Source organism: Leifsonia sp. YAF41, assembly GCF_052113185.1.
In the GTDB taxonomy this organism is placed as follows: Bacteria; Actinomycetota; Actinomycetes; order Actinomycetales; family Microbacteriaceae; genus Cryobacterium.
Map to the genome: position 1 here is coordinate 63,334 of NZ_JBFRCS010000005.1, position 24,490 is coordinate 87,823.

Sequence of the window (24,490 nt, forward strand, 5' to 3'; positions counted from 1 at the left end):
TTCACAGTCAATCGATGACCGAAGCTAGCGCTTCGACATCGATTGAATCTCGGGTTCGTAGCTGCCGAGAGTGTCAGTCAGGAATGCCTGCTTCACAGCGGATAGCGCGTCCCAATCGATGTTCACGATCGACTGGCCACCTGACGATGTGCCGGTGCCGTTCGTGGGCATCGTGAAGAAGGTCACATCGTCCACTCGCACATCGCGCAACTCCACGGCAAGACCAGCGACGTAGGCGGCAGTGAAACCACCGTCGACGGCAAGGTACGGAGCGACCGCTCCGACGAGAGCATTCACCCGTAGTGGGTTGCTCAAGGTGCTGGCGCTGAGCGCGGTGCCGAGCACGGCCTTCAGAAACGCCTGCTGGTTGCGCACACGCTGAAAATCGCCGTCGGCGAACGCGTATCGCTCGCGTACGAACGCAAGCGCTTCGGTCCCGGTGAGTTTCACCGTTCCCTGCGGGAAGTAGTGCCCCTCAATCTTCGACGAGACGAAACCGACGGGGTTGGCCACGTCAACTCCACCCAGGGCGTCCGTCACTTCTTTGAAACCAGAGAAATCGGCCACGACGACATGGTCGATCCGCACACCAATCAACCCTTCGACCGTTTGTACGGCGAGCGGCATCCCGCCGAAAGAGAGTGCCGCATTGACCTTGGCCTGCCCGTGACCCGGGATATCCAGCCAACTGTCGCGCAGGATCGACATCACATAGAGGTGTTTGCGGTCGGCGGGAACGTGAAGAATCATGATCGTGTCGGAGCGCTGCCCAGTGAGATCGCCGATCGAACCGTCGATCGAGCCCCGGGTATCAGACCCGATCAGCAGAATGTTCTGGGCCGTTGCCGCCGTCGCTCCTGCGATGGCTGGCGCCGGTGTCGATGTCGGCGGGCGCACCGTCTCGGCGGGAAACACCTGGGGAATCTTCTGCGTTGCCGCGTCAAAGCTGCTCCCCAAATAGAGGACATAGGCGGTTGACCCTCCGACAGCGATCACCAGGAGCAGACCGACGGCGAGAAGAATCCTCCTCCCCCAGCGGGGTGACGGCGGCTCGTTGCCAGCATCGATTGACTGCGTGGATTTCGGCATCGGGTTGCCTCCTGCGCCCGTTTCGGGTAGACGGTCGCCTCACTCTAGGCCTGCCAAACGCAGGAGAAAAGAGAAATCCTCACAAAAGACACAAAGAGGCACCCCCAATCCGGGGGTGCCTCTTTGTGATGCTCGCGCCTGTGCTACTGCCTAGGCGAATGAAACGATGAGCTCCACCTCGACCGGCGAATCGAGCGGCAGCACCGCAACACCCACGGCTGAGCGTGAGTGGACGCCGATCTCACCGAAGATTTCACCGAGCACCTCTGAGGCACCGTTGATGACTCCGGGCTGACCGGTGAACGCGGGGTCGGATGCGACGAAACCGGTGACCTTGACGACCTGCGTGATGCGATCGAGTGAGCCGATCACAGATTTGATCGCCGCGAGAGCGTTCAGCGCCGAGATACGCGCGTACTCGCGGGCATCCGCTGCCGGGATGAGCCCGTGACCGTCGCCGACCTTGCCGGTGGCCGGCAAGGCGCCGGACACCATCGGCAGCTGGCCGGAGGTGAAGACCAGCGAACCGGAGACGATGGCCGGGATGTAGCTGGCAACCGGGGGAACAACGGTGGGAAGTTCGATCCCCAACTCAGTGAGGCGTGCTTCGATCTGCGACATGCTCATGCTCCTTCAGTAGTGTCGTCGGCGCTAACGATCTGACGCTTGAGATAGGCGACGAGCCCGCCTTCCGGCCCATTCACCACCTGTACGAGTTCCCATCCCTCCGAACCCCAGTTGTTCAAGATCGCCGCGGTGTTGTGAATCATCAACGGCGTTGTGAGGTATTCCCAAGCTGGCATGTCTCTCCTATTCAAGCTGATGTTCAGCTTCGTCCCTATAGGGTCAATCTTATGTCTGTCAAAAAACGAACGACCAAAGGTGTGCTCGGCGGTGTCCTTGGTTTCGTCGGGATGAGCGCTGTTGCCGGCGTGCTCGTCACGGTCGCCGTCACCCCCGCCTTGGCCTTGTCCGGTATGGCTGCAACAAATACCATCGGCGTCTTCGAGAACCTCCCCGAGTTTCTCGCGATCGACCAGCTCTCCCAGAAGAGCAACATCTATGCCACGCAGAGCGATGGCACCCCCGTTCTTCTCGCCTCCTTCTACGACCAGAACCGCGTCGAGGTACCCTCAGACCAGATCAGCCAGTTCGTCAAGGATGCCGCGGTCGCCGGTGAAGACCCCCGCTACTTCGAGCACGGCGGCATCGATGTCGAGGGCACCGTCAAGGGTGCAGTGCAGACTGTCGCCGGCGGCGACACCCGCGGTGGTTCCTCGATCACCCAGCAGTACGTCAAGAATGTTCTCGTGCAAAAGTGCGAGGTCATGAACGTCGAGAAGGAACGCGAAGCCTGCTACACCGATGCGACAGAGACGAGCATCGACCGCAAACTGAAGGAAATGCGCCTGGCGATCGGCGTTGAGAAGAAGTACTCGAAGGACCAGATCCTGCAGAGCTACCTCAACATCACCGGTTTCGGTGGCACCGTGTACGGCATCGAAGCCGCAGCCAACTACTACTACTCGACGAGCGCCGCGAACCTGACACTGCCACAGGCAGCCAGCCTCGTTGCGATCGTGAACAACCCGTACAAGTTCCAGCTCGACCGGCCGGACAGCGAGAACAATGGCGCTGCGAATGGCTACGCCGCGAACAAGGTGCGTCGCGACTACATCCTCGGTGAGATGGTCAAGCACAAGAAGATCACCCAGGATGAGTACACCGCTGCAGTCGCCACCCCGATTGAGCCGGCCATCACCGAGCCGAGCACCGGCTGTCAGACGGCCGGCGACAACGCCTACTTCTGTGATTACGTCACGAAGATCCTGCAGAACGACCCGACCTTCGGCGACAACGAAGACGAGCGTCTTCTGAACTTCAAGCGTGGCGGCTACGACGTCTACACGACACTCGACCTTGATCTCCAGAGCGCCGCTGTTCAGACTCTGCGCGAGAACGTGCCGATGAGCTACCCAGGTTGGGATGCCGGAGCGGTGGTCACGAGCGTGCAGGTCGGAACCGGCCGAGTGTTGGCGATGTCGCAGAACAAGCTGTACAGCCAGGACCCTGCGGTTTTGGACTCGAGCACTGACTACACAAGCATCAACTACAACACCGATCTCGCCTACGGCGGATCAAGCGGATTCCAGCCCGGCTCGACCTACAAGGTGTTCACCCTCGCCGAGTGGCTGAAAGAGGGCCACTCCCTGAACGAGCGCGTCGACTCCAGCCGCAAGTCGAACTGGGGAACCTTCCAGGACAGCTGCCTCGGGCCGCAGACGTTCCCCGGCTACAACCCGAAGAACGATGCGGGTGAGAGCGGCAGCAACTACAGCGCGCTCCAATCGACCGAGCAGTCCCTCAACACCGGCTTCATCGGAATGGCCAAGAAGCTCGACCTCTGCGGCATCCGCAAGACGGCCGAAGCTTTCGGCGTGCATCGCGCCGACGGCGACCCGCTGGAGCAGGGCATCGGTTCGGTGCTCGGCACCAACGAGGTGGCCCCGCTCAGCATGGCTGCGGCTTTCGCCGGCATCGCCAACAACGGCAACACCTGCTCTCCCGTCGCCATTGACAAGATCGTCGGCCCGGACGGCACCGAGCGCGCCGTTCCGACATCCACCTGCGCGCAATCGGTTGATCCTTCCGTCGCGGCAGGAATGACCTATGCGATGCAGCGAGTGATGAACAACACCGCCGCCCAGTCCAAGGCCGCCACCTCTCCGCGGGTGCCGATGATCGGTAAGACCGGAACCACCGACGACAACTACGACACGTGGATGAGCGGCGCGAGCACCAAGGTCGCCACCGTCGCCGGGGTCGTGTCGCTGCGCGGCGGGCCCAACGGTGTCGCCAACCAGCGTCAGATGTACTTCGACAGCGGCCAGGCCGCCACCGCCCGTCACCGGATGTGGCCGGCCGTGATGTCGGTCGCCAACGCCAAGTACGGCGGAGATTCCTTCCCCGAAGCGTCTTCCTCGGTCATCAACGCCGTTCAAGTTCCGGTGCCCGATCTGCGCGGCAAGTCGATGGCTGACGCCAAGTCGACACTTGAATCTGCCGGCTTCAGCTTCGCCGACGGTGGAGCTGTCAGCGACAACGCACCAGTCGGAAGCGTGGCTCGCACCGATCCGGCAGCCGGCGCGACCGCCGGTCGCGGTTCGACCATCACCGTCTTCTCTAGCGACGGTAAAGGCGTGACCGTGCCGGATGTCGTCGGTAAGACCCAGAAAGACGCTCAGAGCGCGCTCAGCGGCTTCCAGGTCGAGGTCAAAGTTCAGCAGACCGACGATCTCACTCAGAACGACAAGGTGCTCTCGATCGAGCCGGGCGCTGGAACTCTCGTCGCCCCGAATTCCAACGTCGTCATCGTTGTGGGCAAGGCCAAAGACAATGGCGGCAACGGCGGAAATGGTGGCAACGGCGGGAACAACGGCAACGGCAACAACGGATGAGCCGACGTAGCGCTGGATCGAAAGGGTTGATGACCGGTGCCGGCCTGGTGGCCGGTGCCGGCCTCGCCGCCTTCGCCTGGGGATCCCTCGTGGAGCGCAAGCGCTACACCTTGCGTCAGGTGCGGGTTCCGGTGCTCCCTGCAGGCTCCGACTCGCTCCGGGTGCTTCACCTCTCTGACCTGCATATGGCGCCCTGGCAGCGCGACAAACAGGAATGGGTACGCAGCCTCGCCACGCTGAGGCCCGACCTCGTGGTGAACACCGGCGACAACCTCGGTCATGTCGACGGGGTGTCCGGAATTGAGTATGCCTTCGAACCGTTCGCCGGCATCCCCGGCGTCTTTGTCAACGGCTCCAACGACTACTTCGGCCCCCAGCTGAAGAACCCGTTCAAGTATTTCGGCGGCCCGTCGATGGCGCATAGCCACCCCATCCGACTCGACATCGATAGCCTGCACCGGGTCTTTGCGGGACTCGGCTGGAAAGATCTCGACAATGCGGCAGACGTGCTGTCGATCCGCGGAACCCGGCTCGAGTTCTTCGGCGTCGACGATCCCCACATCGGCCGTGACCGTTTGGACCTGATCGCCGGCGCGATCGACGAGATGCGGGCCAACGACCCGCTCGCCGAGGAAACCTGGCCGGATCCCGCCACACCACGGGCCGCAGAGGGCATTCTGACGGTCGGTGTCACCCACGCCCCCTATCAACGCGTTCTCAATTCCTTCGTGAATCATGGCGCACAGCTGATTCTCGCCGGCCACACGCACGGCGGTCAGGTGTGCGTGCCCAAGTTCGGCGCGCTCGTCACGAACTGCGATGTCCCCCGGCGTCAGGTGCGTGGACTGAGCCTCTGGAATCAGGGTCTCCGCACCGCGTACCTCAATGTTTCGGCAGGGCTCGGCACATCGATCTATGCGCCAGTGCGTTTCGCTTGCCCGCCAGAGGCAACGTTGCTCACGCTGACGGCTGTCGACGCCTGAGCTTCACTGGGCGGCGTGAAATTTTGTTCACTTTGACCGCTGGAGGCGCCCAAGCGTCATCGAGCACCCCTCGGAGCGTCTATACTAGTAGAGGCCCGCAGGGGCCATCGGGGTATGGCGCAGCTTGGTAGCGCGCGTCGTTCGGGACGACGAGGTCGCAGGTTCAAATCCTGTTACCCCGACATAAAAGAGAAGGACATCCACACATCGTGTGGGTGTCCTTCTCTCGTTAACTCGTCGGCTGAGATGCCAGCTCACAGGAACAGTGAGAACAGCAGCGTGAACCCGAGGCCCATCACTGAAATGATGGTCTCCATGACGGACCAGGTTTTGATTGTCTGGCCGACGGTCATCCCGAAGTACTCTTTCACCAGCCAGAATCCGGCATCGTTCACGTGCGAGAAGAACAGCGATCCGGCGCCGATGGCAAGGACGACGAGCGAGAGCTGACCCGGGGCCAGACCAGTGGCCAGTGGAGCGACAATTCCGGCCGCGGTCACGGTCGCCACGGTTGCCGAACCGGTGGCCAGTCGAATGAGTACGGCCACCATCCAACCGAGCACCAGCGCGGAGAGGCTGGCCGCCAGGGCGATCTTGGCGATGGCTGTTCCGGTACCGCCGTCGATCAGCACCTGCTTGAACCCGCCGCCCGCGCCGACGATGAACACGACGCCCACGATCGGGAGCAAACTCTGTCCAATCTTCGTGGCAAGAACGGATGCGGAGAAGCCCACGCTGGTCCCGAACGTCACCATGGCCAGCAGTACCGCCAGCAGCAAGGCCACGACAGGGTCGCCGAGAAAGTCGAGCACCGTGCGTGCCGTGGTGTCCTTCGGGAGCCAGATATCTGCGGCCGCCTTCGCCAACATCAGTACGAGCGGCAACAGGATGGTGGTCATCGTCCAAGCAAAGCTAGGGGTCCTGGTTGCTATCGGATCCTGGGATGCACCGGCCTGCTGGATTCCCTTTTCTTTGTTGGATTCTGCCGTTGTCTCGCTCACGGCCAGTCCCGCGCCAGCGGCGCCGATGGGTACCCACCTGGCGGCGAGGCGCCCGAACAACGGACCGGCGACAATCACCGTCGGAATCGCGATGACCAAACCAATCGCCAGGGTGAATCCGACATTTGCGCCCAGGATCCCGATCGCGGCCAGAGGGCCGGGGTGCGGTGGAACGAAGCCGTGGAGGACTGACAAGCCGGCCAATGCGGGGATGCCGAGCCGCATCGCCGGGGTATTCGTGCGCCGAACGGCAAGCATGACGATGGGAATCAGCAGCACGAGCCCGATCTCAAAGAACATCGGAATGCCGATGATTCCGGCGATCAGGGCCATCTTCCACGGCAGTGTGGCTGGGCGACCCCTCAAAATCGTGCTCACCACGATGTCGGCGCCGCCCGAATCGGCGAGGAGCTTGCCGAGCATGGCGCCGAGCGCTATCAGGATGCCGACATAACCCAAGACGCCACCGACGCCGAGCTCGTATGACGCTGTCACCTTGTCCAGCGGGATGCCAGAGCCGATTCCCACGCACAGGGCGCCAATTGTCAGGGCCAAGAATGCGTGGAACTTCGCCCAAACAATAAGCACGACCACGATGGCGATGCCGAGCGCCGCCACGATCAAGACCTGGGTGTCGTGACTATTCCAGGGTTCGTCAACGGGGTTGGTCGCACCATGCACGCCCATCCAGGTCAGCGCAGAAGATGCGTGGTCCAGAAGGTTCATCGCGTTCCCCATCCTGTTCAGCCGTACCTGTTCAGTCGTGCGGTTTCAGGGCTCGCAATTCGGACGTCGGCACGTCGGAGAGATGCAGTTCGGTGATGATCGACTTCGCGATCGCCTTCGGTTTTCGTCCGATCTCGACAGCGATCGCCGGTTCATCCGACCCCGGCACCTCCAGTGTGGCGAACTGGCTGTCGAGGAGCGCCGTCGGCATGAAGTGGCCCTGCCTGGCAGCCATCCGACTCTCGATCAACTCGCGGCTGCCGGCCAAATAGACGAAGAGCACCCCGGAATTCCTGCGATTCAGAATCTCGCGATACGCGCGTCTCAGCGCTGAGCATGTGATGACGCCGTTTTCGCCGGCATCAAGACGCTCCTCGATCCAGTCGGCGACCAGCGCCAGCCAGGGCATCCGGTCGGCGTCATTCAGCGGATGTCCCGCCGCCATCTTCTCGACATTGGCAGCGGGATGCAGGGCGTCACCTTCTTCGAACTCCCAGTGCAAGCGACCGGCAAGCATCGCTGCCACCGTCGATTTCCCGCATCCGGACACGCCCATCAGCACGAGGACGAGTGGGCGGTGTGCTGCGATCCTCTGCCAGTCGCTCATGCCTCCATACTTCTCTCGATGGGATCCGATGCGCAAGCAACGATCCGGCCCAATCAGGCACCGGCTTGACCCGATTCGGCGAGAAGCAATGCGTCCACAGAGAGAGAGCTCTCTAGGCGGATGCGCCCGCTGCGGCGCGCAGCTTGGGAATCAGCTTCTCGAGGAACGCTGCGGTGTCTTCCCAGCCCTCGACCGCGACACACTCCACGCCGAGAACCTTGACCGGGTAGTCGTTGCCGTTCTCATCGAGACGGTCACCGACGAACAGCATGTCGTCGAGCGGAACATCCGTCAGCGCGGCCAACTTCGTCATGCCGTATGCCTTGTCGATGCCCTTGCGGGTGATGTCCACCGAGGTCGACCCGCCGGAGCGCACCTCCAGGTCGGGAACCAGCGCCTGCACGGCTTCGCGCAAGGTGTTCTTCTTCTCACCGGTCGGATCCCACGCCATCTTTGCGGCCACCGGAGCAGCCTGACCGAGGGCGGAGAAGGTGATCTGCGAATCGCGGTCTTCCAAGATCGGACCCCAGATGTCGCTTTCCCAGTAGCCGAGTTCGCGTGCTGCGCTTTCGACGGAGGCGAGGGCGCGGGCCTTTTCATCGTCGGTCAGACGCTCGTTGTAGAGCTGCGACCAGTCCCCGTCCACGTGACGGTAGTACTGCGTGCCGCAGGTGGGCATGAGGTGCAGGCGAGCGAGTGCCGCATCGCTGACGTCCGTGAGGTTGTCAATCAGCTGCATCCGGAACTGAGCGATCTGCCCGCCCGAGATAACACACACTTCGACCTCGTCCAGCAGTTCGACCAGCAGGCGAGCCATGCGCGGGTCGAGCGGTGATTTTGACGCGGCAAGCGTGTCGTCGAGATCGAATGCCACCAGGCGTGGAGATGTCGTCACGTGAAAGTTCCTTCTCTGGGAGAGGAACTGGTCGCCGTTTCGGCAATCCGGCCAGTTCACGCACCCCCTCAAACGACCCTAGGCGACGCCGTGGCGCTCGTCCAATCAACGCCGGGCAGGCCAAATGTGATGCCCTGGCCGGGCATGTGGAGACCCGGACGGGCCCTACGGGCGACCAAGCCCGTAGTAGGTCCAACCGGCCGCGCGCCAGGCAGCGGGGTCGTAGGAGTTGCGGGCGTCGACGACGATGCGGGTGCGCACGTGGGATGCCACCCAGACCGGGTCAAGAGTGCGAAACTCCGGCCACTCAGTCACGAGCACGACAACGTCAGCGCCATGAAGCGTCTTCTCCAACGACTCGTCGTAACTGAGTTGCGGATGCCGCACCCGCGCGTTCTCGATGGCCTGCGGGTCGGTGGCGACAACATCGGCACCGAGCCCGTGCAATTGCACGGCAACGTCGAGGGCCGGGGAATCACGCACATCGTCGGAGTGCGGCTTAAAGCTCAGCCCCAGCACCGCAACTTTGGAGGTGTGCAAGTTCGAGCCGAGGGCCTCGACGGTGAGGTCGACCACTCGCTGGCGGCGACGCAGGTTGATCTTGTCGACCTCCTTGAGGAACGCGACGGATTCCCCCCGCCCGAGCTCCTCGGCACGCGCGGTGAACGCGCGAATGTCTTTGGGCAGGCACCCACCGCCGAAGCCGACCCCTGCACCCAGAAACTTGCGACCGATTCGTTCGTCGAACCCGATGGCATCCGCGAGCTGCGTCACATCCGCACCCGTCACTTCGGCGATCTCTGCCATGGCGTTGATGAAGCTGATCTTCGTCGCGAGGAACGCGTTGGCCGACACCTTGACCAATTCAGCGGTGGCGTAGTCGGTCACGACGAGGGGGGTGTTCGCGGCGAGTGCCGCAGCGTAGACCTCGTTCAGAAGCGCAGTCGCTCGTTCCCCGGCTTCGCCGGCCGGAACGCCGTAGACCAGACGGTCGGGCGCGACAGTATCGGCGACAGCGTAGCCTTCCCGCAGAAACTCCGGGTTCCAGGCGAGGTGGGCGTCGGAGCCGGCAGTGATGACGCCGGCAAGGCGGGTGGCGGTGCCCACCGGCACAGTGCTTTTGCCCACTACGAGGTTGCCGGGCGCCAGGTGTGGCAGCAGAGCGTCAACTGCAGCATCGACATAGCGCATGTCGGCGGCGTGGCTCCCCGGTTTCTGCGGGGTTCCCACAGCGATGAAGTGCACGGCCGAGCCAGCGGCGTCGGCGATATCGGTGCTGAACCGCAGCCGACCACTGCCCATGGCGGAGGTCAGAACCTCGGCCAGTCCCGGCTCGAAAAAGGGTGGAGTGCCGTTCGTCAGAAGCGCGATTTTCGCCGCATCGACGTCGATGCCGACCACCTCGTGCCCCAACTCGGCCATCGCCGCAGCGTGAACAGCGCCCAAGTAGCCGCAGCCGATGACGGACAATCTCATGCGTTAACACCCATAACTCAAGCCTAACCCGGGCTACGCCCAGCCGGAGTGAAGGCGAATCGGGTTCAGAGCTCCCGCACCGTCCCGGCAGCGTCGACCGTGAGCATGCGCTGTTCCGCCGACTCCACAACGATGGTGGCGAATTCCGGGCGACCCGACGGAAGGATCCGCGCGGTGAGCCGGCCGCCCTGCATCCGTTCGAGTTCGTTGGCAATCGCCACCGAAGTTGCGACGACGCCGATGTTGCGCGCATCGGACCCGTCGTCGCCGTCGTCGATCAAAGTGACGTCGACCCCGCGGGCACGTGCCCGGTGCGCAGCAGTGATGACCGGTTCGATGCTCAGCGACCTGCCGCGAATTGAATCGCGCAGCGACGCTTCAACGAGCAGGCACTCTGCCCGAAGCGCGGTTCGGACAGGTTTCAGATCATCGCACGGAGCTTGAGCATGCGCACCCGGTTCGCTCTCGCCGGGTCGCGCCTCACCCACGCGCAGCCCGGCGAGTCGATCGAGCAGGCTACGTGCCCGGGAATTGACCTTGGCGAGTTCCGACGCGCGCTCCCGCAGGCTGGCGGCCGTCGTCGCCTCCTCGATCGCCCGCTGTGTGCGCTCACTGTTGATGGTCTCCAGCGTCGCCGCAGAACGACGCAGCCCCAGCACGAAGAGCGAGCCGGCCACAAGCGTGCCGGCATGACGGATGACCATGTCGACTCCGTCGCCGGGCGTCAGCCCGTTGGCGACAGCCCACCCGATCATCGCCCCCAGGAGTACTGCGTAGCCGATCCACGCCCAGCCGATACGTCTCTGAGCGACGAGCACCAGCAGAATGAGGGTGATCGCCCCAAGGTGCCACTGCGCGAACGGCAGAGCGCTGTCTGGAGTGACCTGGAAGAGTTGCAGAGTCGCAGTCACCGCACAGAGCACCAACGCCTGCACTGTCGTTTGCCGTGGCAGCGGATAGGGGGCCGGCGAGGTGACGAGCACCGCGGCAGCACTCACAGCGAGTACCGCGGCGATTTCAAAGACAAGCGGACCGCGCGGGTCGCGGTCACCGAATGCGAGGAGAGCATGAGCCGCCACGAAGAGAAGCAGCGCACCGCGCACCGCACGGCGGGTAACCAATCGGATGCCGGCGAAGGAATACCCCGCAATCGGCGCCCGGGAATCCTGGGCAAGGTCAGGCGGTGACCACGACAGGGTGATCTTGGTTCCGTGCCCCGGTGCCGACCAGACGGTCGCCGATCCCCCAGCGACCCGCTGCATCCGCCCCACCATACTCTGCGCAATACCGAGACGCTGCGCCGGAACCTCTGCCGCGTTGAAACCTACTCCGTCATCGGCCACGATCACGCTCACGCCGGCCGCACCGCGCTCAAGTGTGATGCTGCGCGACACCGCGCCGCCCCGGCCGCGGCCCGCATGCAGAGCGGAGTTGCGCACGGCCTCGGCGACAGCGTCGACGAGCGCCTCCGCTGCTTCACGGGGAATCGATGGCGCCGGTTCCCCCTCGCGCACCACGATGTCGATGCCCGGTTGCAGCTTGACAGCGGTCTCCCGGAGACGAGTTTCGAACTCACCGGCGGTGATCGGGGTCGACGATTCCCTCACGGCCAACGAATTGAGCAGGTTCGTCGTTCTCCGCGCATGAAGAGCGACGGCATCGGCTGACGTGCGACCGAGGCCAGCCATCAGAAGCGTGGAGAGCACGCTGTCGTGCACGAGGGCGTTGATCAGCAGCCGCTCGCGCCGGCGCGCCAGACGGCCGGCACGTTCGGCACTTTCCCTGCGCGCCGCGCGCATCGTCTCGTCGCGGCGAACGGCGCTCTCCTTGGTCGCCAGTACCAGCCCGACGAAAACACCGACGAGCAGGAAGGAATAGAGACCATCTTGCAGCCCGATCAAGATCGGGTGGTGATAGCTGGTCGTGTCAGCCCGGAGCAGTGCGCCGAGCGAGCACACCAGGATCGCGTAGGCCCAAGCCACACGGCTGTTGACCGCAGCGGCAATGGCGACAGCCGGAACTCCGGTGAACGTGGTTGCCCAGGGAATTCCTGCATCCGCCGGAAGCCGTCCCTCCCCGATGATCAGCCAGAGGAGGATCGTGGCGAGCTGCACCAGCCCGGCGGTGACGGCAATGATGCGCAGCACCCGGTGCGGCGCCCAGCGGGCCAGGATTCCGAGCGAAGCCAGGAGCCCGACCAGAAGCGTCCAGAGCGCCGGGGACAGCCAGGGCATCGGTGGGTAGCTCTGCAGCCGCATCGCGCCGTAGACCAACGCCCCAAACATGACGCCCGAGATCCCGATTGCCAGATAGAGCGTTCGGGCGACGCTGTCGCTCGCTTCGGTTGAGGTGACGGATGCGGTTGACGGGGTTGCCGCGGATGCTGCGACATCCGTCGGCGCGGTCGTCACCGTCAGCGCGGACTCCCCCGAGTTCACGCTCAGTATCCGGGTACCGGCAGAATGCCGTCTTCCAACGCCCGCTTGTACAGGTCGATTTTGGTGTTGGCCGGCCGGCCGACGCGCTCATACTTCGAGCGCACGCGGCGGATGTAGTCAATCACCGTCGACTCGGCGATCCCGGCGCGGGACGCGACCAGGGGCGCCTTCGCGCCTGCCGCATAGAGCGACAAGACCTGACGCTCGCGCGGACTCAAGCCGGCGTCGGCGAGGTCGGGGTCGCCGTCGAGCGCTGCCGCCCATTCAGTTGACGCGACGGGTTCCCCGGCCGCCGCACGCGTGACGGCGTCAAGGAGAACTGCCGTCGACTCAGACTTTCGCACGACACCGAGCACGCCGCTTCGGGCGGCGAAGCGCATCAGCTGCGCATCATCCCCGCCGGTGAACGCGAGCACATCGATTCCGCGTTCGCGCAGCCGGTCGACATTGCTGGCGACCATCGAGCCGTCGGCCAGGCGCAGATCGAGAATCGCCAGGTCGAGGCGTTCCCCGGGGGCCAGAGAATCGAGCAGCGCCGACACACTGTCGACCGTCGCGACGACTTCGATCTCGGGAAGCGTCGAGAACAGGTCGGCAAATCCACGGGCGACGATCTCGTGGTCATCGATCAACGCAACGCGGTAGCAGGACATACGAGTCTCCATCTCCAACACTGCCCCCTTTTCGGGGGCCGGTGAAAGTTGCGGCTTGAACGAAATTCGGGGGATGCCTACGGTGTGATGGGGGAACTACCGGGGGGACGAGTAGGGGCGCTCCTGAGCACGTTGACATTGTCGCGTTCTCCAGCAGGGCGCCCCTTCTCCCCACCGCGGCGGCGGTTGTTGAGCACCCCGCCGCTTTCGTCGAGGTAGCACGATCCGCAGAGGGATTCGTAGGTCACCTCAACACCGTCGATGGCCACTTGATCGCCGTCGAAGACGAAGACACCGTCGATCTTGCGCCCGTTGAAAACTGCCTTCTTACCGCAGCGACAGATGGTCTTCAGTTCTTCGAGGCTGTGCGCGATCTCGAGCAGGCGACGGCTGCCCGGAAAGGCGACGGTCTGAAAGTCGGTGCGGATTCCGTAGGCGAGCACAGGAACCCCCTCGAGAATCGCGATCCGCAGCAGGTCATCGACCTGCGTCTCACTGAGAAATTGCGCCTCGTCGAGCAGCAGTGCGCTGACGTCGCGGCCGGTGTTCTCCCGGGTGAGCGCGCGCCGTTCCTGAAACAGAGCGTAGACATCCGTTTCGGGCGCGATCAAGAAGTCGACGGCGCGGGTCACGCCGAGCCGGGACAGGATTCCGATGTCACCGCGGGTGTCGATGGCCGGCTTCGCGAGCAGCACCTGGTGCCCGCGTTCCTCGTAGTTGTAGGCGGCCTGCAGCATCGAGGTGCTCTTGCCACTGTTCATGGCCCCATAACGAAAGTACAACTTGGCCATGACTGGGCGGATCCGTTCTCGGTGTGTGATCGCTGGTAAGTACTGAGCGTACCAACCCACCCTGCCCGATCGGGGTCAAAACAAGGTGGGGGCAAGTTCCGGCGGAAGCTCCTCTGCGATGAGCGAACGCGGTGGCCGTTCACCGTCTGCGTGATGCAATCGCCCGAGCGCGCTCTCGCGCCCAGTCGAAGCCCCCGGCCCGTGCTGCACCCGCTCCAGCCCGTGCGCCCGGATGAGCGGCTTGATGCGCGCCGCCAACCAACTCCGGTACTCCTTCGGCGCGTAGGCGCCTCGGTAGAGCTCGCGGTAGCGCGGAAGCAACTCGGGATAGTCGCGAGCCAGCCAACCCAGGTACCACTCCTTCACTCCCGGCCGCAGATGCAAGGCGGTGTAGAGCACACTCGTCGCGCCGGCGGCTCGTGCTCGTCGGAGAGCCTCATCGAGATGCGCAGTGGTGTCGGTCAAGAAGGGAAGGATCGGCATGAGGAAGACAGCACAGTCGAGACCGTGCTCACGCACCGCAGTCACCGTCGCCAGACGTGCCGCCGTCGACGGGGTGCCCGGCTCAACGGCCTGCTGCAACTCATCGTCATAGATCGCTATCGAGAGGGCGATGTCGACCGGGACATGTTCGGACGCTTCGGCGAGAAGCGCGAGATCGCGGCGCAGCAGGGTGCCTTTGGTGAGGATCGAGAGCGGGGTCCCGCTCGAGGCGAGCTCGGCAATGATGCCCGGCATCAGCCGGTACCGTCCCTCCGCCCGCTGGTATGGGTCGGTGTTGGAACCGAGGGCAACGGTCTCCCGCGCCCACATCGGCTTGGCCAATTCCTTGTGCAGCACCTCGGCCACGTTGACCTTGACAATGATCTCGCTGTCGAAATCCTTGCCGGCGTCGAGGTCGAGATAGGTGTGCGTGGGGCGGGCGAAGCAATACGTGCAGGCGTGGCTGCATCCGCGATACGGGTTGATCGTCCAGTCGAACGGCATCGCGCTCTGGCCGGGAACACGATTGAGCGCCGACTTCGCCAGCACTTCATGGAAGGTGATCCCCGCGAATTCGGGAGTCGTGACGCTCCGAACGAGATTGTTCAGGCGGGCAAGCCCCGGCAGGGTTCCCGTCTGTTCCGTCTGTAATTCTTGTCCGCTCCACCGCATAGACCAATTCGAACACATGTTCGATACTTAAGCAATGGGCGCGCCGGACGCCTCGTCGTCACGACGAGTGATTCAGGATGCTGCGGCAGCCTTAGGCGGGAAGGTGCAGGGCCTTCGCGGTCGCGGCCAGTGACGTGGCGGCGGCCTCGGGGTTGTCGGAGAGCTTGGTGCCGAGGCTCGGAATCATCGTGCGGAGCTTCGATTCCCACGCGACGTACTCCCGGGGGAAGCAACGCGCAAGCAGGTCGACCATGATCGGGGCTGCGGTCGAGGCTCCGGGCGATGCGCCGAGTAGGCCGGCGATGCTGCCGTCGGCCGAGGTGATGACCTCGGTGCCGAACTGCAAGACGCCACCCTTCTTCTCGTCTTTCTTCATGACCTGCACGCGCTGGCCGGCAGTGATGAGCTCCCAGTCTTCCGACTTCGCGGTCGGCATGAACTCCTGCAGCGCCTTCATCTTCTTGGTGCGCGAGGCGAGCAATTCACCGACCAGGTACTTGACCAGGTCGAAGTTGCTCATGCCCACGGCGAGCATCGGCACGATGTTGTGCGCGCGAATCGAGAACGGCAGATCGAACCAGGTGCTGCTCTTCAAGAACTTGGGTGTAAAGCCGGCGTACGGGCCGAACAGGAGCGACGTCTCACCGTCGACGACGCGGGTGTCGAGGTGCGGAACCGACATCGGCGGAGCACCGACCGCTGCCTTGCCGTAGACCTTGGCCTGGTGCTGGGCGACGATCTTCGGGTTGCTGGTCTTCAGGAACTGGCCGCTGATCGGGAACCCACCGAAGCCCTTGGCCTCGGGAATCCCGCTGTGCTGCAGCAGGGCGAGGGCGCCGCCGCCGGCACCGACGAACACGAATCGGGCGTTGACCTCGCTGCGGGTCTGGCCGACCAAACGCAGCAATTTAACGTTCCAGGTGCCATCCTCACGCTTGGTCAGGTTGGTGACCTGGGTGTTCCGGTGCACGCCGGCACCCTGCTTGACCAGGTCGTCGAGGTAAAACTTGGTGAGGGCGCCGAAATCGACGTCGGTGCCCATGTCACTGCGGGTCGCGGCGATCTTCTGACGCGGGTTGCGCTTCTTGGTGAGCAGCGGGGTCCACTCGCCGATCACGGCGGGGTCATCGCTGTACTCCATACCAGCGAACAGGGGCTGGTCTTTCAGCACCTCGAAACGCTTCTTGAGGTAAGCGACGTTGGCCTTGCCGTGCACGAATGTCATGTGCGGGGTCGGGTTGATGAATTTCTCGGGCTCGGGCAGCACGCCAGTTGTGACGAGGTGGGCCCAGAGCTGACGGCTGATCTGGAACTGCTCGTTGATGCTCACCGCCTTGTCGGCGGTGACGGATCCGTCGGCCGCCGCGGGCATGTAGTTGAGCTCGCAGAGTGCGGCGTGACCGGTGCCGGCGTTGTTCCAGGGATTCGAGCTCTCTTCGGCGACGTCGCCGAGACGCTCATAGACCTGGATGCTCCAGTCGGGTTGTAGCTGCTTGATCAAAGTGCCGAGAGTTGCACTCATGATCCCGCCACCAATGAGTACGACGTCGATGGGAGCCTCAGAATTCACACCTTCGAGTCTAACCTGGCGAAACCGGGGCTCCGTCCTCCCGACGGGGGTCGGGGCTGTCAGTCAGCTGTGCAGCTGGGCGGCGCGAGTCAGCTGCGCGGTTTGATTCGCTCGTATGTGGCGAGAAAGCGCTCGACCGGAATTGCCGCGATGGCTCGCGCGATGATGTCCAGGTCAACGTCTTCGAGTTTCTTGAATCGCAGGCAGCTCTTTCCCATGTTCAGCGTGCGCCCGGTCGCCGCCCACTCTGCGCGGAACGCCGCATCCAGTTCTGGATTGCTATAGAGCCCGGTCAGGTAGAGCGAGTTGTACTGTTTCTGAGCGGCGATGCCGGCATAGGCAAGCGGCTGCTTGTTATAGGTGTCGGGGTAGGTCGACAGCGGGATCACCCAGCCCGGCATTCCCCAGCCCATCATCAACTCGTAGCCGTCCGGCATCGATTCACGCACCACGGTGAAGACCGGGAGTATCACCTCGCGGCGTTTCTCGTCGAGCGCGGCGAAGTATTCCTCAACCTCCGGGGGCACAGGTGGCAGGCTCATTCCGCCAGGGTAACGGATGGCGCCGCCCGGCGACACGGCCCGACAACGCCAGGACCGCCAGGCGCGCCGCCCGCGCGTTGGTACGATGAGGCCGATGGACACCATGGCGGAACGACGTGTTGCAGTAATTATCGAAGATGACACCGACATCCGTCATCTGCTCGAGACCGTGCTCGAACAGGCCGGGTTCGAGGTCGTTGCGACGTCAAACGGACTCGACGGCATCGCCGCCGTGCGTGAGCACGGCCCCCTCGTCACCACGCTCGACGTGAGCATGCCGGGAATCGACGGCTTCGAGGTCGCCAAACGAATCCGGGCGTTCAGCTCGACCTATCTGGTGATGCTCACCGCTCGCAACGAAGAGATCGATCTGCTGCAAGGGCTCGATTCCGGCGCCGACGACTACGTGACAAAGCCGTTTCGGCCTCGCGAGCTGCGGGCCCGGATCGAGGCGATGCTGCGGCGCCCGCGTACGCACGGAACGGTCGCGCCGGAAGGCACCACACCCACCGCATCGGTCGCCCCCGTCGCCGTGGCCACAACGGTGAGCGAAGCCGGCACCCCCGTCGACCTCGGTGGTGCAACCGAGCCGGGCAGGGCATCCGTGACCACCCCGTCCGACTACCTGGATGCCGAATGGTTGCGACACAACGGGCTTCAGCTCAACTTCTCAAGCCGCATCGTCACGCTTGACGATATCGAGGTCGATCTGACCCGCAGCGAGTTCGAGCTTCTCGCGGCTCTGCTCGATTCGGGCCGACGCGTGCGCAACAAACAAGAGCTCGCGCTGCTGCTGCGTGGCGACGCTTACCTGACCAGCGACTTTGTGAGCGAAACCGACAAGCGTGCCGTCGAGGTGCACCTGACGAATCTGCGACGAAAGCTCGGCGACAGTGCTCAGTCACCGCGCTTCATCGAAACGGTGCGTGGGGTTGGCTATCGTCTGAGCGCCGCGCGGGTTGAAAACCACCTCGCGGGTTGAATTCATCGCGCGCCGCGGTTTTCAACGCGCGCGGTGACGACCATGCGTGCGCGTCAGGCGGGGTTGACGGCGAGCACCGCGACGAGCGCCCGGCAGCTGCCCTGGCCGTCGGCCATGAGCGAGCCGATCGACCCCGCACACGCAGCAATGCCCGAGTGATGAAGCGCATCGAGCATTGTCGTCGTCGAGGCCTCGAGCGCGACCGCGCCGATCATGTGAGCCGACGAACGGATGCTGAGCAAGACGACATGCGCCGCGTCGACCGACTGGGCGGCGAGCGCATCCGTCAACCTCTGGGCTCGGGTATCCCAGAGGCTGACGAAATCAGTGATGAAACCGGTCAGGCTGAAGATGTCGCCRCCGAGATCGTCGAGAAGTGCGCGCAGCACGCTGCCGTCGAGATAGTCCGACGCCGGCCAGGTCGAATTTCGTTCAGCTGTCATCTGCATGTGTTCGGGTTGCCGGCGCCGTTCGAGCCCTTGCGAAACATGACGGTGGTGCCTTCGGCGGAGGTCCAGCCGGGTGCGGAGGACAGCTGCGTCAGCACACTGACGCGATAGTCAGTGTTGTTTTGAAACTGGCCGCTGTTGACCGAGATCCGTGTCGACTGAGCCCCGGAGGCGACGGGGAAGTCAACGACCCCGCCGGCCAGCACTCCGACGAACCTGACGAGGTAGCCATCACCGGCGATGGTTCCCGGCGCTGTCGTCCAGGCCAGTGCGAGCTGGGATCCATCGACCGAGCAACCGGAAATCGTGGCGGAGCCGAGCGTGCCGGCCGTGATCGACGGGCTGGCCACGGCTGTCTCGGAGTCGGTGAACGACGCGAGAGTGGGGGTGACGGGAACAACGGCGGCCCCGAGCACGATGGCGAGGGCCGTCAGAGTTGCACCGATGAGGAGGCGCATCAGACAGCCACCTTCGAATGGCGGTGGCTTCGGTGCCGCGGAGAGCCCAATGAGCCGGTGGTCGAAACGGTGGTCGAGGTGGTGGTCGAAACGAGGGCTGGGGCGACCGGACCGACGGCACCGGTAGTACTCCCGACCTCCTCATTCGCATCGTCCTCAACCCGACGCGGCCAGAATGCCCAGACCACGAGAGCCGTTGCGCCGAGCGTGATCGAACCGAGCACGAGCGGGTTGCTGAGCCAAACAACGACGCTGGCGAGGCCCGGAGCCGACCAGAGCACGATGCGCACCGTCGAGACGGTGTACGGCGCCGGATCTTCCAGCTCGTTCGCGTCGCCCTTGAGGGTGATCGAGCGCGTGCCGTCGGCAGCGACCGGTGTCTCGGTGGTGACGCGGTGGGTGACCGGCAGCTTGCCCTCGCGATCGACGGTGACCACGTCGCCGACCTTGATCTCAGAAGCCGAGATCTCCCGCACGAGCGACAGAGAGCCGGTCGGGATGGTGGGGCTCATCGAACCGGTCTTGAACATGATCAGCGAGATGTTGAAGAAGAATGCGAGGGCGACCAGCGTGAGCGCCACCAGACCGCCGAGGGCAGCGAGGTTCAAACCGATTTCGGCCAGGCTGTGGCGAATGCGCCGGGTACGGGTGGCGGTCATCGTGTCTCCCCTTCTGTCGGTGTGGCGGTGGTGCGTCTCAGGTGGCAATGGTGCGGATGCTGCGTCGTGCGTGATGCCGGCCGATTAGCTCGACACGGCGCTGAAGCTCCAACTCGGCGCCGACGTCTTGCCCTGCGCCGCATTGTCGACGCTGTTCGGCATCGTCACGGCGAGGCAGTAGTTGATCTGGTCGGCGCCATTGGCACTGACCGGAAGGGTGACGCCAGCGGCCTGGCTCGCGGTCAGCGCCGAACCCGGCGCAACGACGGTGGTTCCGGCGGCAAACGAGGCTGCGGTGCAGGCGCCGGTTGCGCCACTGGCGATGGTCTTCACGCCGTACGTGAGGTAGGCGCCGAGTCCGGTTCCGCTGGTGGTGTTCGTCGACGCCGCGGCCACTGCCACAGTTCCGGCCACGCTCGGGTTCGCGGTCTTCACTGAAAACAGGGCGTAGGTCGTCGTTCCGGGGGCCATCCCCGACAGCGGAACCGGAAAATTGAGTGCTGCGGCACTAGTTGCCGCGTGATGGCCGAACGCTCCGCCGTCGATGCTGCCAACGACGTCGAAGCGCCCGGCCGTGAGCGACGCTGTCGCCGTCTCGCTGTCGTTCCACGAGGCCAGAGTGACGCTGGCGCCCACTCCGAGAACCAGCGCGCCCGCCAGGATCGCGCGGAGCCGGGTGAATCGGCTACTTTCGCGAACTCGGGGGTGTGAATGACGAGACATGACGGCAGTGCTTTCTGGTTGGAGTGCCGGTTGATTAGAGCGCAGGGGTGGCGAGTGCTGCGTTGGAGACGCCGGCGAACTCCCACGTGACGGTGCTTGTGCTGCTCTGCGCCAAGGTGCTGTCTGCGGTCACGGCGACGCACAGGTAGGCCGTGGTGGCGGCGTCGTTGAGCGAGAAAGCGTTGGCGAGAGTGCTCGCACTGACGGCGGTGTTCGCCGCTGCAACGGTGGTGCCGGTCGTAGCGGCATCGCAGCCCCAGGCCGCGGTCTTCAGGATCTTGTAGGTCAGGTGGCTGCTGGCGTCAACGCCCGGGGCGACGGGAGCGGCCGAGGTGGACTTGATCGTCACATCGGACACGTTCGTGGTGCCGGTCGCCAGCTTCACGGCGAACGGAGCGTACACCGTGGTGTTCGGCGAGAGGGTGCCAGGGCCGACCTTGAAAGTCAGGGCCGCGGGGCTCGACGACGTGGCGTCGGTCCATGTGGTTCCATTGGCGCTGCTCTGGACGTTGAACTTTCCACCGGTGAACGCACCGAAGGCAAACTCCGAGTCGTTCCACGATGCGAGCGTGACTGCTGCTCCGACGCCGAGCACGAGGCTTCCGGCGAGGATGGCGCGAGCCTTGACTCCGAATGTGCGAGTTGATGTCTTCACTGGGACCCCTTGTGCTGATGTCTGCGAGTTGTCGAGACTGTCGGCATCGGTGCCCCGTCTCATCAACAGACTGACGTGTGAAGTGCAGGGTTCCGCGAGCGAAGACACACGGGTGCCCCAGGCTTTCTGCAGTTTTAGCGCAGGATTGTCGCGAACTCGGTCGTGACGAGGTCAGTGCACGTTGGTCGCAACCACGATGTCGTTTCCGCCCGCAGTTTTCACTGCCTCGAGGGTGTCGGTGACGGCGGTCGTGAGCGTGCCGAGATCGTGGCTGTAGTCGCCCGTGAGCGCAACGCTGAAACTGGCGGTAAACCGAATCTGACCGTCGTGCTCGAGCGGAGTGTCGACGAGTGAGCTCTGCAGCCGGGCGGCGAGTGCCCGTGCTTCGGTGTGGTTGGCCGCCTCGGCCAGGATCAGGAAACGTCCGGCCGCCGGGTGCCCGACGACCGACATCACCGGAGCGGTGCGCCGCAACGTCGAGGCAAATCGAGCGATGGCCTGGTCGCCGGCTGCGCGACCGAACGCGATGTTGAATTCGGGGAGGTTGTCGATATCCGCAGCGATCAGGGCGAGCGGCACGGCCCCTCCTGGGGCATACTCGGCACGATCGAGATGATCGACGGCGGCTTGGGCGAATGCTGCTGCCGACAGCACTCCTGCCGCAGAGTGGATGCCGGTGGTGAAGTCTCCGACCGCTCCCGCGGCACGCTCGGCCCTCAAGGTCGACAGGGCGATCGACAGGGTCACCAGCAACAGCGTGTTGACGAAAGTGACGGTGGAGGTTCCGAACACCGTGGTGAAGAACGTGCCGTCGTGGCCGTCGACCACCAGCGCGACCGACCGGGCGGCATAGAAGCAACCGACCAGCCAAAAGACCACCGATGCGATCCGGGCGTTGACATTGCGTTTCAGACGACGGCTGAACATCTCCACCGCCGCGCAGAGGGCGAGCGCTGCGACGCCGAGATTGAACTCGACGGCACCGGCCCAGCCACCGGCATCCGGACCCCGCACGATCACCGCGCCGGCGACGAACGCCGCGACAATGCCCACAACGACGAAGCGGGAGGTTTTTCCGTTGTACAAGCGTGCGCCAGACCACATGGCGCCCAGGGCGAGCGGAAGTGCGCCGTTGCCGACGATCAGGGCGAACCAGGTCGAGGGGCTCATCGCATAGATGGTGAGGCTGATCCCGCCGAGAATGGCGGCGATGAATCCGACGCTCCACATTCGTCCGGTGGCGTCATTACGACCAAAGGCGGTATTCAGCACGAAGGACATACCGCACAAAACGGCGATGACCCCGCTGACCGCGAGGAGGGTCAGCGAGTCAAGTGGCATCGAAACTCCGGGAATGTGTTGAGGAATCCATCGGCATCATCATGCGTGTTCCACCGTCGCTCGCGCCTGGTCGTGAGCGGCATTCGACGCCAGAGGCACCGTCGCCACCGCCGTCGTGCCGACCCCCGGCTCCGAGCGAAGTTGCAGCTCGCCGCCGTGTTGACGCATGATGTCACGGCTGAGGCTCAGACCGAGGCCGGTTCCGTGTACGGCGGAGCCGCGCACCGAATCGGCACGATAAAAACGTTCGAAGAGGCGCGTCTGCTCGGCCGCGCTCATGCCCAGACCCGTGTCGGTGACGCGCAGCTCAGCCACCGACTCGTCGGCGCTCACCGCGACCTCGACCGTGCCCGATCGCACGTTGTACTTCACCGCGTTCGAGAGCAGATTGTCGACAACCTGACGCAGGCGGAACGCATCCGCTTGAATCCAGACCGGCTCCCCGTCAGACTGCGAGATGACGATGGCGCGTTCCTCCGCCAGCGGACGGATCGCTTCGACGGCGTCGGCGACGATCTGCGACAGTTCGCACCGCTCAAGCGCGAGCAGCAGCAGGTTCTGTGAATCACTGGCCGCGGTGAGCAGATCTGCGACGAGAGAGAGCAGCCGCTCGGCGTTCTTCTCCGCGACGGTGAGCATGTGCCGGGTCGACGGCTCAAGACGCTCGTCGTCCAGAGCGAGCTCCAGATAGCCAAGCACCGAGGTCAGCGGAGTGCGCAGCTCGTGGGAGACGGATGCAACCAAGTCGTCGCGGGCCTGGATGGCGCGCATCTCAGCGGTCACGTCGCGCAGCACGAGCACGCTGCCATCGAAGTCGCCGGCCAGATCGCGCAGTGGGCGCGTCGAGACGAGGAAGGCCGCCCGGTCGCCACCCGGATGCCCCATCCAGACGGTGACACGATCGATCGTCTCGCCCCGGAGCGCACGGCGATACGGCCGGTCGTCGTCGTCATACGCCGTCACACGATCCTCGCGATAGACGACACTCGGCACGGCGAGGTCGCTGCGCCCTTCGAACCGTTCGAGAATCTCACGCTGGGCGCGGTTGACCAGGTGCGCATGCCCGGTGCGGTCGAAACTGACCACACCGAAATCGACGGCGTTCAAGATCTCGTCCAGGGTGTGTTCCTGGCGACGGGAGCCGCGCAACGCGACCTCGAACAGGCCGGCCTGCTGGGTGAGCAGAACGCGCTGGGCCGCGGCACGCCGGGTCGTGCCGTAGATGGTCACCGCCACAAAGGAGAGCACGATCGGCACGATCGCCAGGCGCGGGACCTCCGCCTCGCTCATCGGCACGGCCCGCACCAACGCCGACCCCCAGACCAGAACCGAGGAGAGGACCACCCCGCCGATCGCCCCACGAATCCCGAAATGGCTCGAGAGCCAGATGATCGGAAAAATCAACAGGAAGGTGGCCCCGAGCAACGGTTCGGCCTCGCGCATGATGACGATCGCGATGATGTCGAGYACCGGGAGCACGGTGATCGCCGCGGTGGGAAGCCGGCCCCAGGGCACGGCCGCGGCCAGCGCAGTGGTCACGAAGACGAGAACCGTCGCGGTGAAGAACAGCGGGCCGCTCAGCATCTCCGGCATCACGACGGCGGAGATGGCAACGAGCAGGAGCGTCGACGCCGCGAGGAGCAGCTGGGAGACGAGCGCGGAGCGGCCGAGAAGCGAGACCTCGGGGTTCGACGCCGCGGCTTTGGATGCGGCGGATTTCGACGCTGCGGGCCGTGAGGTCGATGGTTTCGACGCGACGGAGTTCGGCACAGTGCGGCGCTCCGTTTCCCCCATTCGTTGAGCCTAGCAACGGTTCGCTCATCCCCCGTCTGCACAGAC

At 64.3% G+C, this 24,490-nt stretch carries 23 protein-coding genes and 1 tRNA gene; 4 read left to right on the forward strand and 20 right to left on the reverse strand.

All coding sequences use genetic code 11. The features are described from left to right. Window positions 1-24: 24 nt before the first annotated feature. From AB4Y63_RS06240 to AB4Y63_RS06250, 3 genes are all read right to left on the reverse strand, one after another. Window positions 25-1,089 (reverse strand): LCP family protein, encoded by a 1,065-nt coding sequence (locus AB4Y63_RS06240; protein ID WP_441790185.1) that lies wholly within the window; start codon window positions 1,087-1,089, stop codon window positions 25-27. A gap of 150 nt (window positions 1,090-1,239) precedes the next feature. Continuing rightward, complete coding sequence (locus tag AB4Y63_RS06245) at window positions 1,240-1,710, reverse strand: RidA family protein (RefSeq protein WP_441790186.1); 471 nt, start codon at window positions 1,708-1,710, stop codon at window positions 1,240-1,242. 2 nt (window positions 1,711-1,712) lie between these two features. Continuing rightward, window positions 1,713-1,892, reverse strand: coding sequence for a hypothetical protein (locus tag AB4Y63_RS06250; RefSeq protein WP_441790187.1), 180 nt, complete (start codon window positions 1,890-1,892; stop codon window positions 1,713-1,715). A 51-nt stretch (window positions 1,893-1,943) separates the two neighbouring features. On the opposite strand from AB4Y63_RS06250, the gene AB4Y63_RS06255 reads away from it, so the two are divergent. The 3 genes from AB4Y63_RS06255 to AB4Y63_RS06265 all read left to right on the forward strand — a co-directional run bounded on the left by AB4Y63_RS06255 (window position 1,944) and on the right by AB4Y63_RS06265 (window position 5,712). Then, window positions 1,944-4,547 (forward strand): transglycosylase domain-containing protein, encoded by a 2,604-nt coding sequence (locus AB4Y63_RS06255; RefSeq protein WP_441790188.1) that lies wholly within the window; start codon window positions 1,944-1,946, stop codon window positions 4,545-4,547. Window positions 4,548-4,576: 29 nt separating this feature from the next. Beyond that, window positions 4,577-5,530 (forward strand): metallophosphoesterase, encoded by a 954-nt coding sequence (locus AB4Y63_RS06260; protein ID WP_441790189.1) that lies wholly within the window; start codon window positions 4,577-4,579, stop codon window positions 5,528-5,530. Between the two features lie 108 nt (window positions 5,531-5,638). Continuing rightward, a tRNA-Pro gene (locus tag AB4Y63_RS06265) sits at window positions 5,639-5,712 on the forward strand. A gap of 72 nt (window positions 5,713-5,784) precedes the next feature. Here the strand turns inward: AB4Y63_RS06265 and AB4Y63_RS06270 are convergent. From AB4Y63_RS06270 to AB4Y63_RS06315, 10 genes are all read right to left on the reverse strand, one after another. After that, a complete protein-coding gene (locus tag AB4Y63_RS06270; RefSeq protein ID WP_441790310.1) occupies window positions 5,785-7,218 on the reverse strand; it encodes a GntT/GntP/DsdX family permease in 1,434 nt (477 codons plus the stop codon). 70 nt (window positions 7,219-7,288) lie between these two features. Beyond that, complete coding sequence (locus AB4Y63_RS06275; RefSeq protein ID WP_441790190.1) at window positions 7,289-7,864, reverse strand: gluconokinase; 576 nt, start codon at window positions 7,862-7,864, stop codon at window positions 7,289-7,291. 112 nt (window positions 7,865-7,976) lie between these two features. Next, the gene (locus tag AB4Y63_RS06280; protein ID WP_441790191.1) at window positions 7,977-8,759 is read right to left on the reverse strand and encodes an HAD-IIB family hydrolase; all 783 of its coding nucleotides are present in this window, start codon (window positions 8,757-8,759) and stop codon (window positions 7,977-7,979) included. A 165-nt stretch (window positions 8,760-8,924) separates the two neighbouring features. After that, window positions 8,925-10,235 carry a UDP-glucose dehydrogenase family protein gene (locus AB4Y63_RS06285; protein WP_441790192.1) on the reverse strand — a complete coding sequence of 437 codons (1,311 nt, stop codon included), beginning with the start codon at window positions 10,233-10,235 and terminating at the stop codon, window positions 8,925-8,927. A gap of 65 nt (window positions 10,236-10,300) precedes the next feature. After that, window positions 10,301-12,673: an ATP-binding protein gene (locus tag AB4Y63_RS06290; RefSeq protein ID WP_441790193.1), complete on the reverse strand. Its 2,373-nt coding sequence runs from the start codon at window positions 12,671-12,673 to the stop codon at window positions 10,301-10,303. A 2-nt stretch (window positions 12,674-12,675) separates the two neighbouring features. After that, window positions 12,676-13,338 carry a response regulator gene (locus AB4Y63_RS06295; protein ID WP_441790194.1) on the reverse strand — a complete coding sequence of 221 codons (663 nt, stop codon included), beginning with the start codon at window positions 13,336-13,338 and terminating at the stop codon, window positions 12,676-12,678. 65 nt (window positions 13,339-13,403) lie between these two features. Continuing rightward, a complete protein-coding gene (locus AB4Y63_RS06300; protein WP_441790195.1) occupies window positions 13,404-14,117 on the reverse strand; it encodes a thymidine kinase in 714 nt (237 codons plus the stop codon). Between the two features lie 75 nt (window positions 14,118-14,192). Next, complete coding sequence (locus AB4Y63_RS06305; protein ID WP_441790196.1) at window positions 14,193-15,272, reverse strand: Rv2578c family radical SAM protein; 1,080 nt, start codon at window positions 15,270-15,272, stop codon at window positions 14,193-14,195. Window positions 15,273-15,363: 91 nt separating this feature from the next. After that, window positions 15,364-16,794, reverse strand: coding sequence for a malate:quinone oxidoreductase (locus AB4Y63_RS06310; protein ID WP_441790311.1), 1,431 nt, complete (start codon window positions 16,792-16,794; stop codon window positions 15,364-15,366). 137 nt (window positions 16,795-16,931) lie between these two features. Then, the gene (locus tag AB4Y63_RS06315; RefSeq protein ID WP_441790197.1) at window positions 16,932-17,384 is read right to left on the reverse strand and encodes a DUF1801 domain-containing protein; all 453 of its coding nucleotides are present in this window, start codon (window positions 17,382-17,384) and stop codon (window positions 16,932-16,934) included. Between the two features lie 94 nt (window positions 17,385-17,478). Between AB4Y63_RS06315 and AB4Y63_RS06320 the strand changes: the two genes are divergently transcribed. Next, a complete protein-coding gene (locus tag AB4Y63_RS06320; protein WP_441790198.1) occupies window positions 17,479-18,366 on the forward strand; it encodes a response regulator transcription factor in 888 nt (295 codons plus the stop codon). Between the two features lie 53 nt (window positions 18,367-18,419). Here the strand turns inward: AB4Y63_RS06320 and AB4Y63_RS06325 are convergent, their stop codons facing one another. The 7 genes from AB4Y63_RS06325 to AB4Y63_RS06355 all read right to left on the reverse strand — a co-directional run bounded on the left by AB4Y63_RS06325 (window position 18,420) and on the right by AB4Y63_RS06355 (window position 24,445). Beyond that, a complete protein-coding gene (locus tag AB4Y63_RS06325; RefSeq protein WP_441790199.1) occupies window positions 18,420-18,809 on the reverse strand; it encodes a hypothetical protein in 390 nt (129 codons plus the stop codon). After that, window positions 18,806-19,273: a hypothetical protein gene (locus AB4Y63_RS06330; protein WP_441790200.1), complete on the reverse strand. Its 468-nt coding sequence runs from the start codon at window positions 19,271-19,273 to the stop codon at window positions 18,806-18,808. The genes AB4Y63_RS06325 and AB4Y63_RS06330 overlap by 4 nt, the downstream gene beginning before the upstream one ends. Beyond that, window positions 19,273-19,932 (reverse strand): signal peptidase I, encoded by a 660-nt coding sequence (locus tag AB4Y63_RS06335; protein WP_441790201.1) that lies wholly within the window; start codon window positions 19,930-19,932, stop codon window positions 19,273-19,275. Before AB4Y63_RS06335 ends, AB4Y63_RS06330 begins: the two co-directional genes overlap by 1 nt. Window positions 19,933-20,016: 84 nt before the next feature. After that, entirely contained in the window at window positions 20,017-20,655 is a 639-nt protein-coding gene (locus AB4Y63_RS06340) for a SipW-dependent-type signal peptide-containing protein (protein WP_441790202.1), read from the reverse strand. A 34-nt stretch (window positions 20,656-20,689) separates the two neighbouring features. Next, window positions 20,690-21,310 (reverse strand): SipW-dependent-type signal peptide-containing protein, encoded by a 621-nt coding sequence (locus AB4Y63_RS06345; RefSeq protein ID WP_441790203.1) that lies wholly within the window; start codon window positions 21,308-21,310, stop codon window positions 20,690-20,692. A 171-nt stretch (window positions 21,311-21,481) separates the two neighbouring features. After that, complete coding sequence (locus AB4Y63_RS06350) at window positions 21,482-22,651, reverse strand: GGDEF domain-containing protein (RefSeq protein WP_441790204.1); 1,170 nt, start codon at window positions 22,649-22,651, stop codon at window positions 21,482-21,484. Between the two features lie 39 nt (window positions 22,652-22,690). Beyond that, window positions 22,691-24,445 carry a sensor histidine kinase gene (locus AB4Y63_RS06355; protein WP_441790205.1) on the reverse strand — a complete coding sequence of 585 codons (1,755 nt, stop codon included), beginning with the start codon at window positions 24,443-24,445 and terminating at the stop codon, window positions 22,691-22,693. Window positions 24,446-24,490: the final 45 nt, after the last annotated feature.

Coding starts and splice junctions, on each gene's coding strand:
- AB4Y63_RS06275 (WP_441790190.1), bottom strand. CDS start 7,864: ATGAGCGACTGGCAGAGGATCGCAGCACACCGCCCACTCGTCCTCGTG.
- AB4Y63_RS06335 (WP_441790201.1), bottom strand. CDS start 19,932: ATGACCGCCACCCGTACCCGGCGCATTCGCCACAGCCTGGCCGAAATC.
- AB4Y63_RS06300 (WP_441790195.1), bottom strand. CDS start 14,117: ATGGCCAAGTTGTACTTTCGTTATGGGGCCATGAACAGTGGCAAGAGC.
- AB4Y63_RS06285 (WP_441790192.1), bottom strand. CDS start 10,235: ATGAGATTGTCCGTCATCGGCTGCGGCTACTTGGGCGCTGTTCACGCT.
- AB4Y63_RS06250 (WP_441790187.1), bottom strand. CDS start 1,892: ATGCCAGCTTGGGAATACCTCACAACGCCGTTGATGATTCACAACACC.
- AB4Y63_RS06310 (WP_441790311.1), bottom strand. CDS start 16,794: ATGAGTGCAACTCTCGGCACTTTGATCAAGCAGCTACAACCCGACTGG.
- AB4Y63_RS06305 (WP_441790196.1), bottom strand. CDS start 15,272: ATGCGGTGGAGCGGACAAGAATTACAGACGGAACAGACGGGAACCCTG.
- AB4Y63_RS06240 (WP_441790185.1), bottom strand. CDS start 1,089: ATGCCGAAATCCACGCAGTCAATCGATGCTGGCAACGAGCCGCCGTCA.
- AB4Y63_RS06315 (WP_441790197.1), bottom strand. CDS start 17,384: ATGAGCCTGCCACCTGTGCCCCCGGAGGTTGAGGAATACTTCGCCGCG.
- AB4Y63_RS06255 (WP_441790188.1), top strand. CDS start 1,944: ATGTCTGTCAAAAAACGAACGACCAAAGGTGTGCTCGGCGGTGTCCTT.
- AB4Y63_RS06340 (WP_441790202.1), bottom strand. CDS start 20,655: ATGTCTCGTCATTCACACCCCCGAGTTCGCGAAAGTAGCCGATTCACC.
- AB4Y63_RS06320 (WP_441790198.1), top strand. CDS start 17,479: ATGGACACCATGGCGGAACGACGTGTTGCAGTAATTATCGAAGATGAC.
- AB4Y63_RS06270 (WP_441790310.1), bottom strand. CDS start 7,218: ATGGGCGTGCATGGTGCGACCAACCCCGTTGACGAACCCTGGAATAGT.
- AB4Y63_RS06245 (WP_441790186.1), bottom strand. CDS start 1,710: ATGTCGCAGATCGAAGCACGCCTCACTGAGTTGGGGATCGAACTTCCC.
- AB4Y63_RS06295 (WP_441790194.1), bottom strand. CDS start 13,338: ATGGAGACTCGTATGTCCTGCTACCGCGTTGCGTTGATCGATGACCAC.
- AB4Y63_RS06350 (WP_441790204.1), bottom strand. CDS start 22,651: ATGCCACTTGACTCGCTGACCCTCCTCGCGGTCAGCGGGGTCATCGCC.
- AB4Y63_RS06260 (WP_441790189.1), top strand. CDS start 4,577: ATGACCGGTGCCGGCCTGGTGGCCGGTGCCGGCCTCGCCGCCTTCGCC.
- AB4Y63_RS06330 (WP_441790200.1), bottom strand. CDS start 19,273: ATGCGCCTCCTCATCGGTGCAACTCTGACGGCCCTCGCCATCGTGCTC.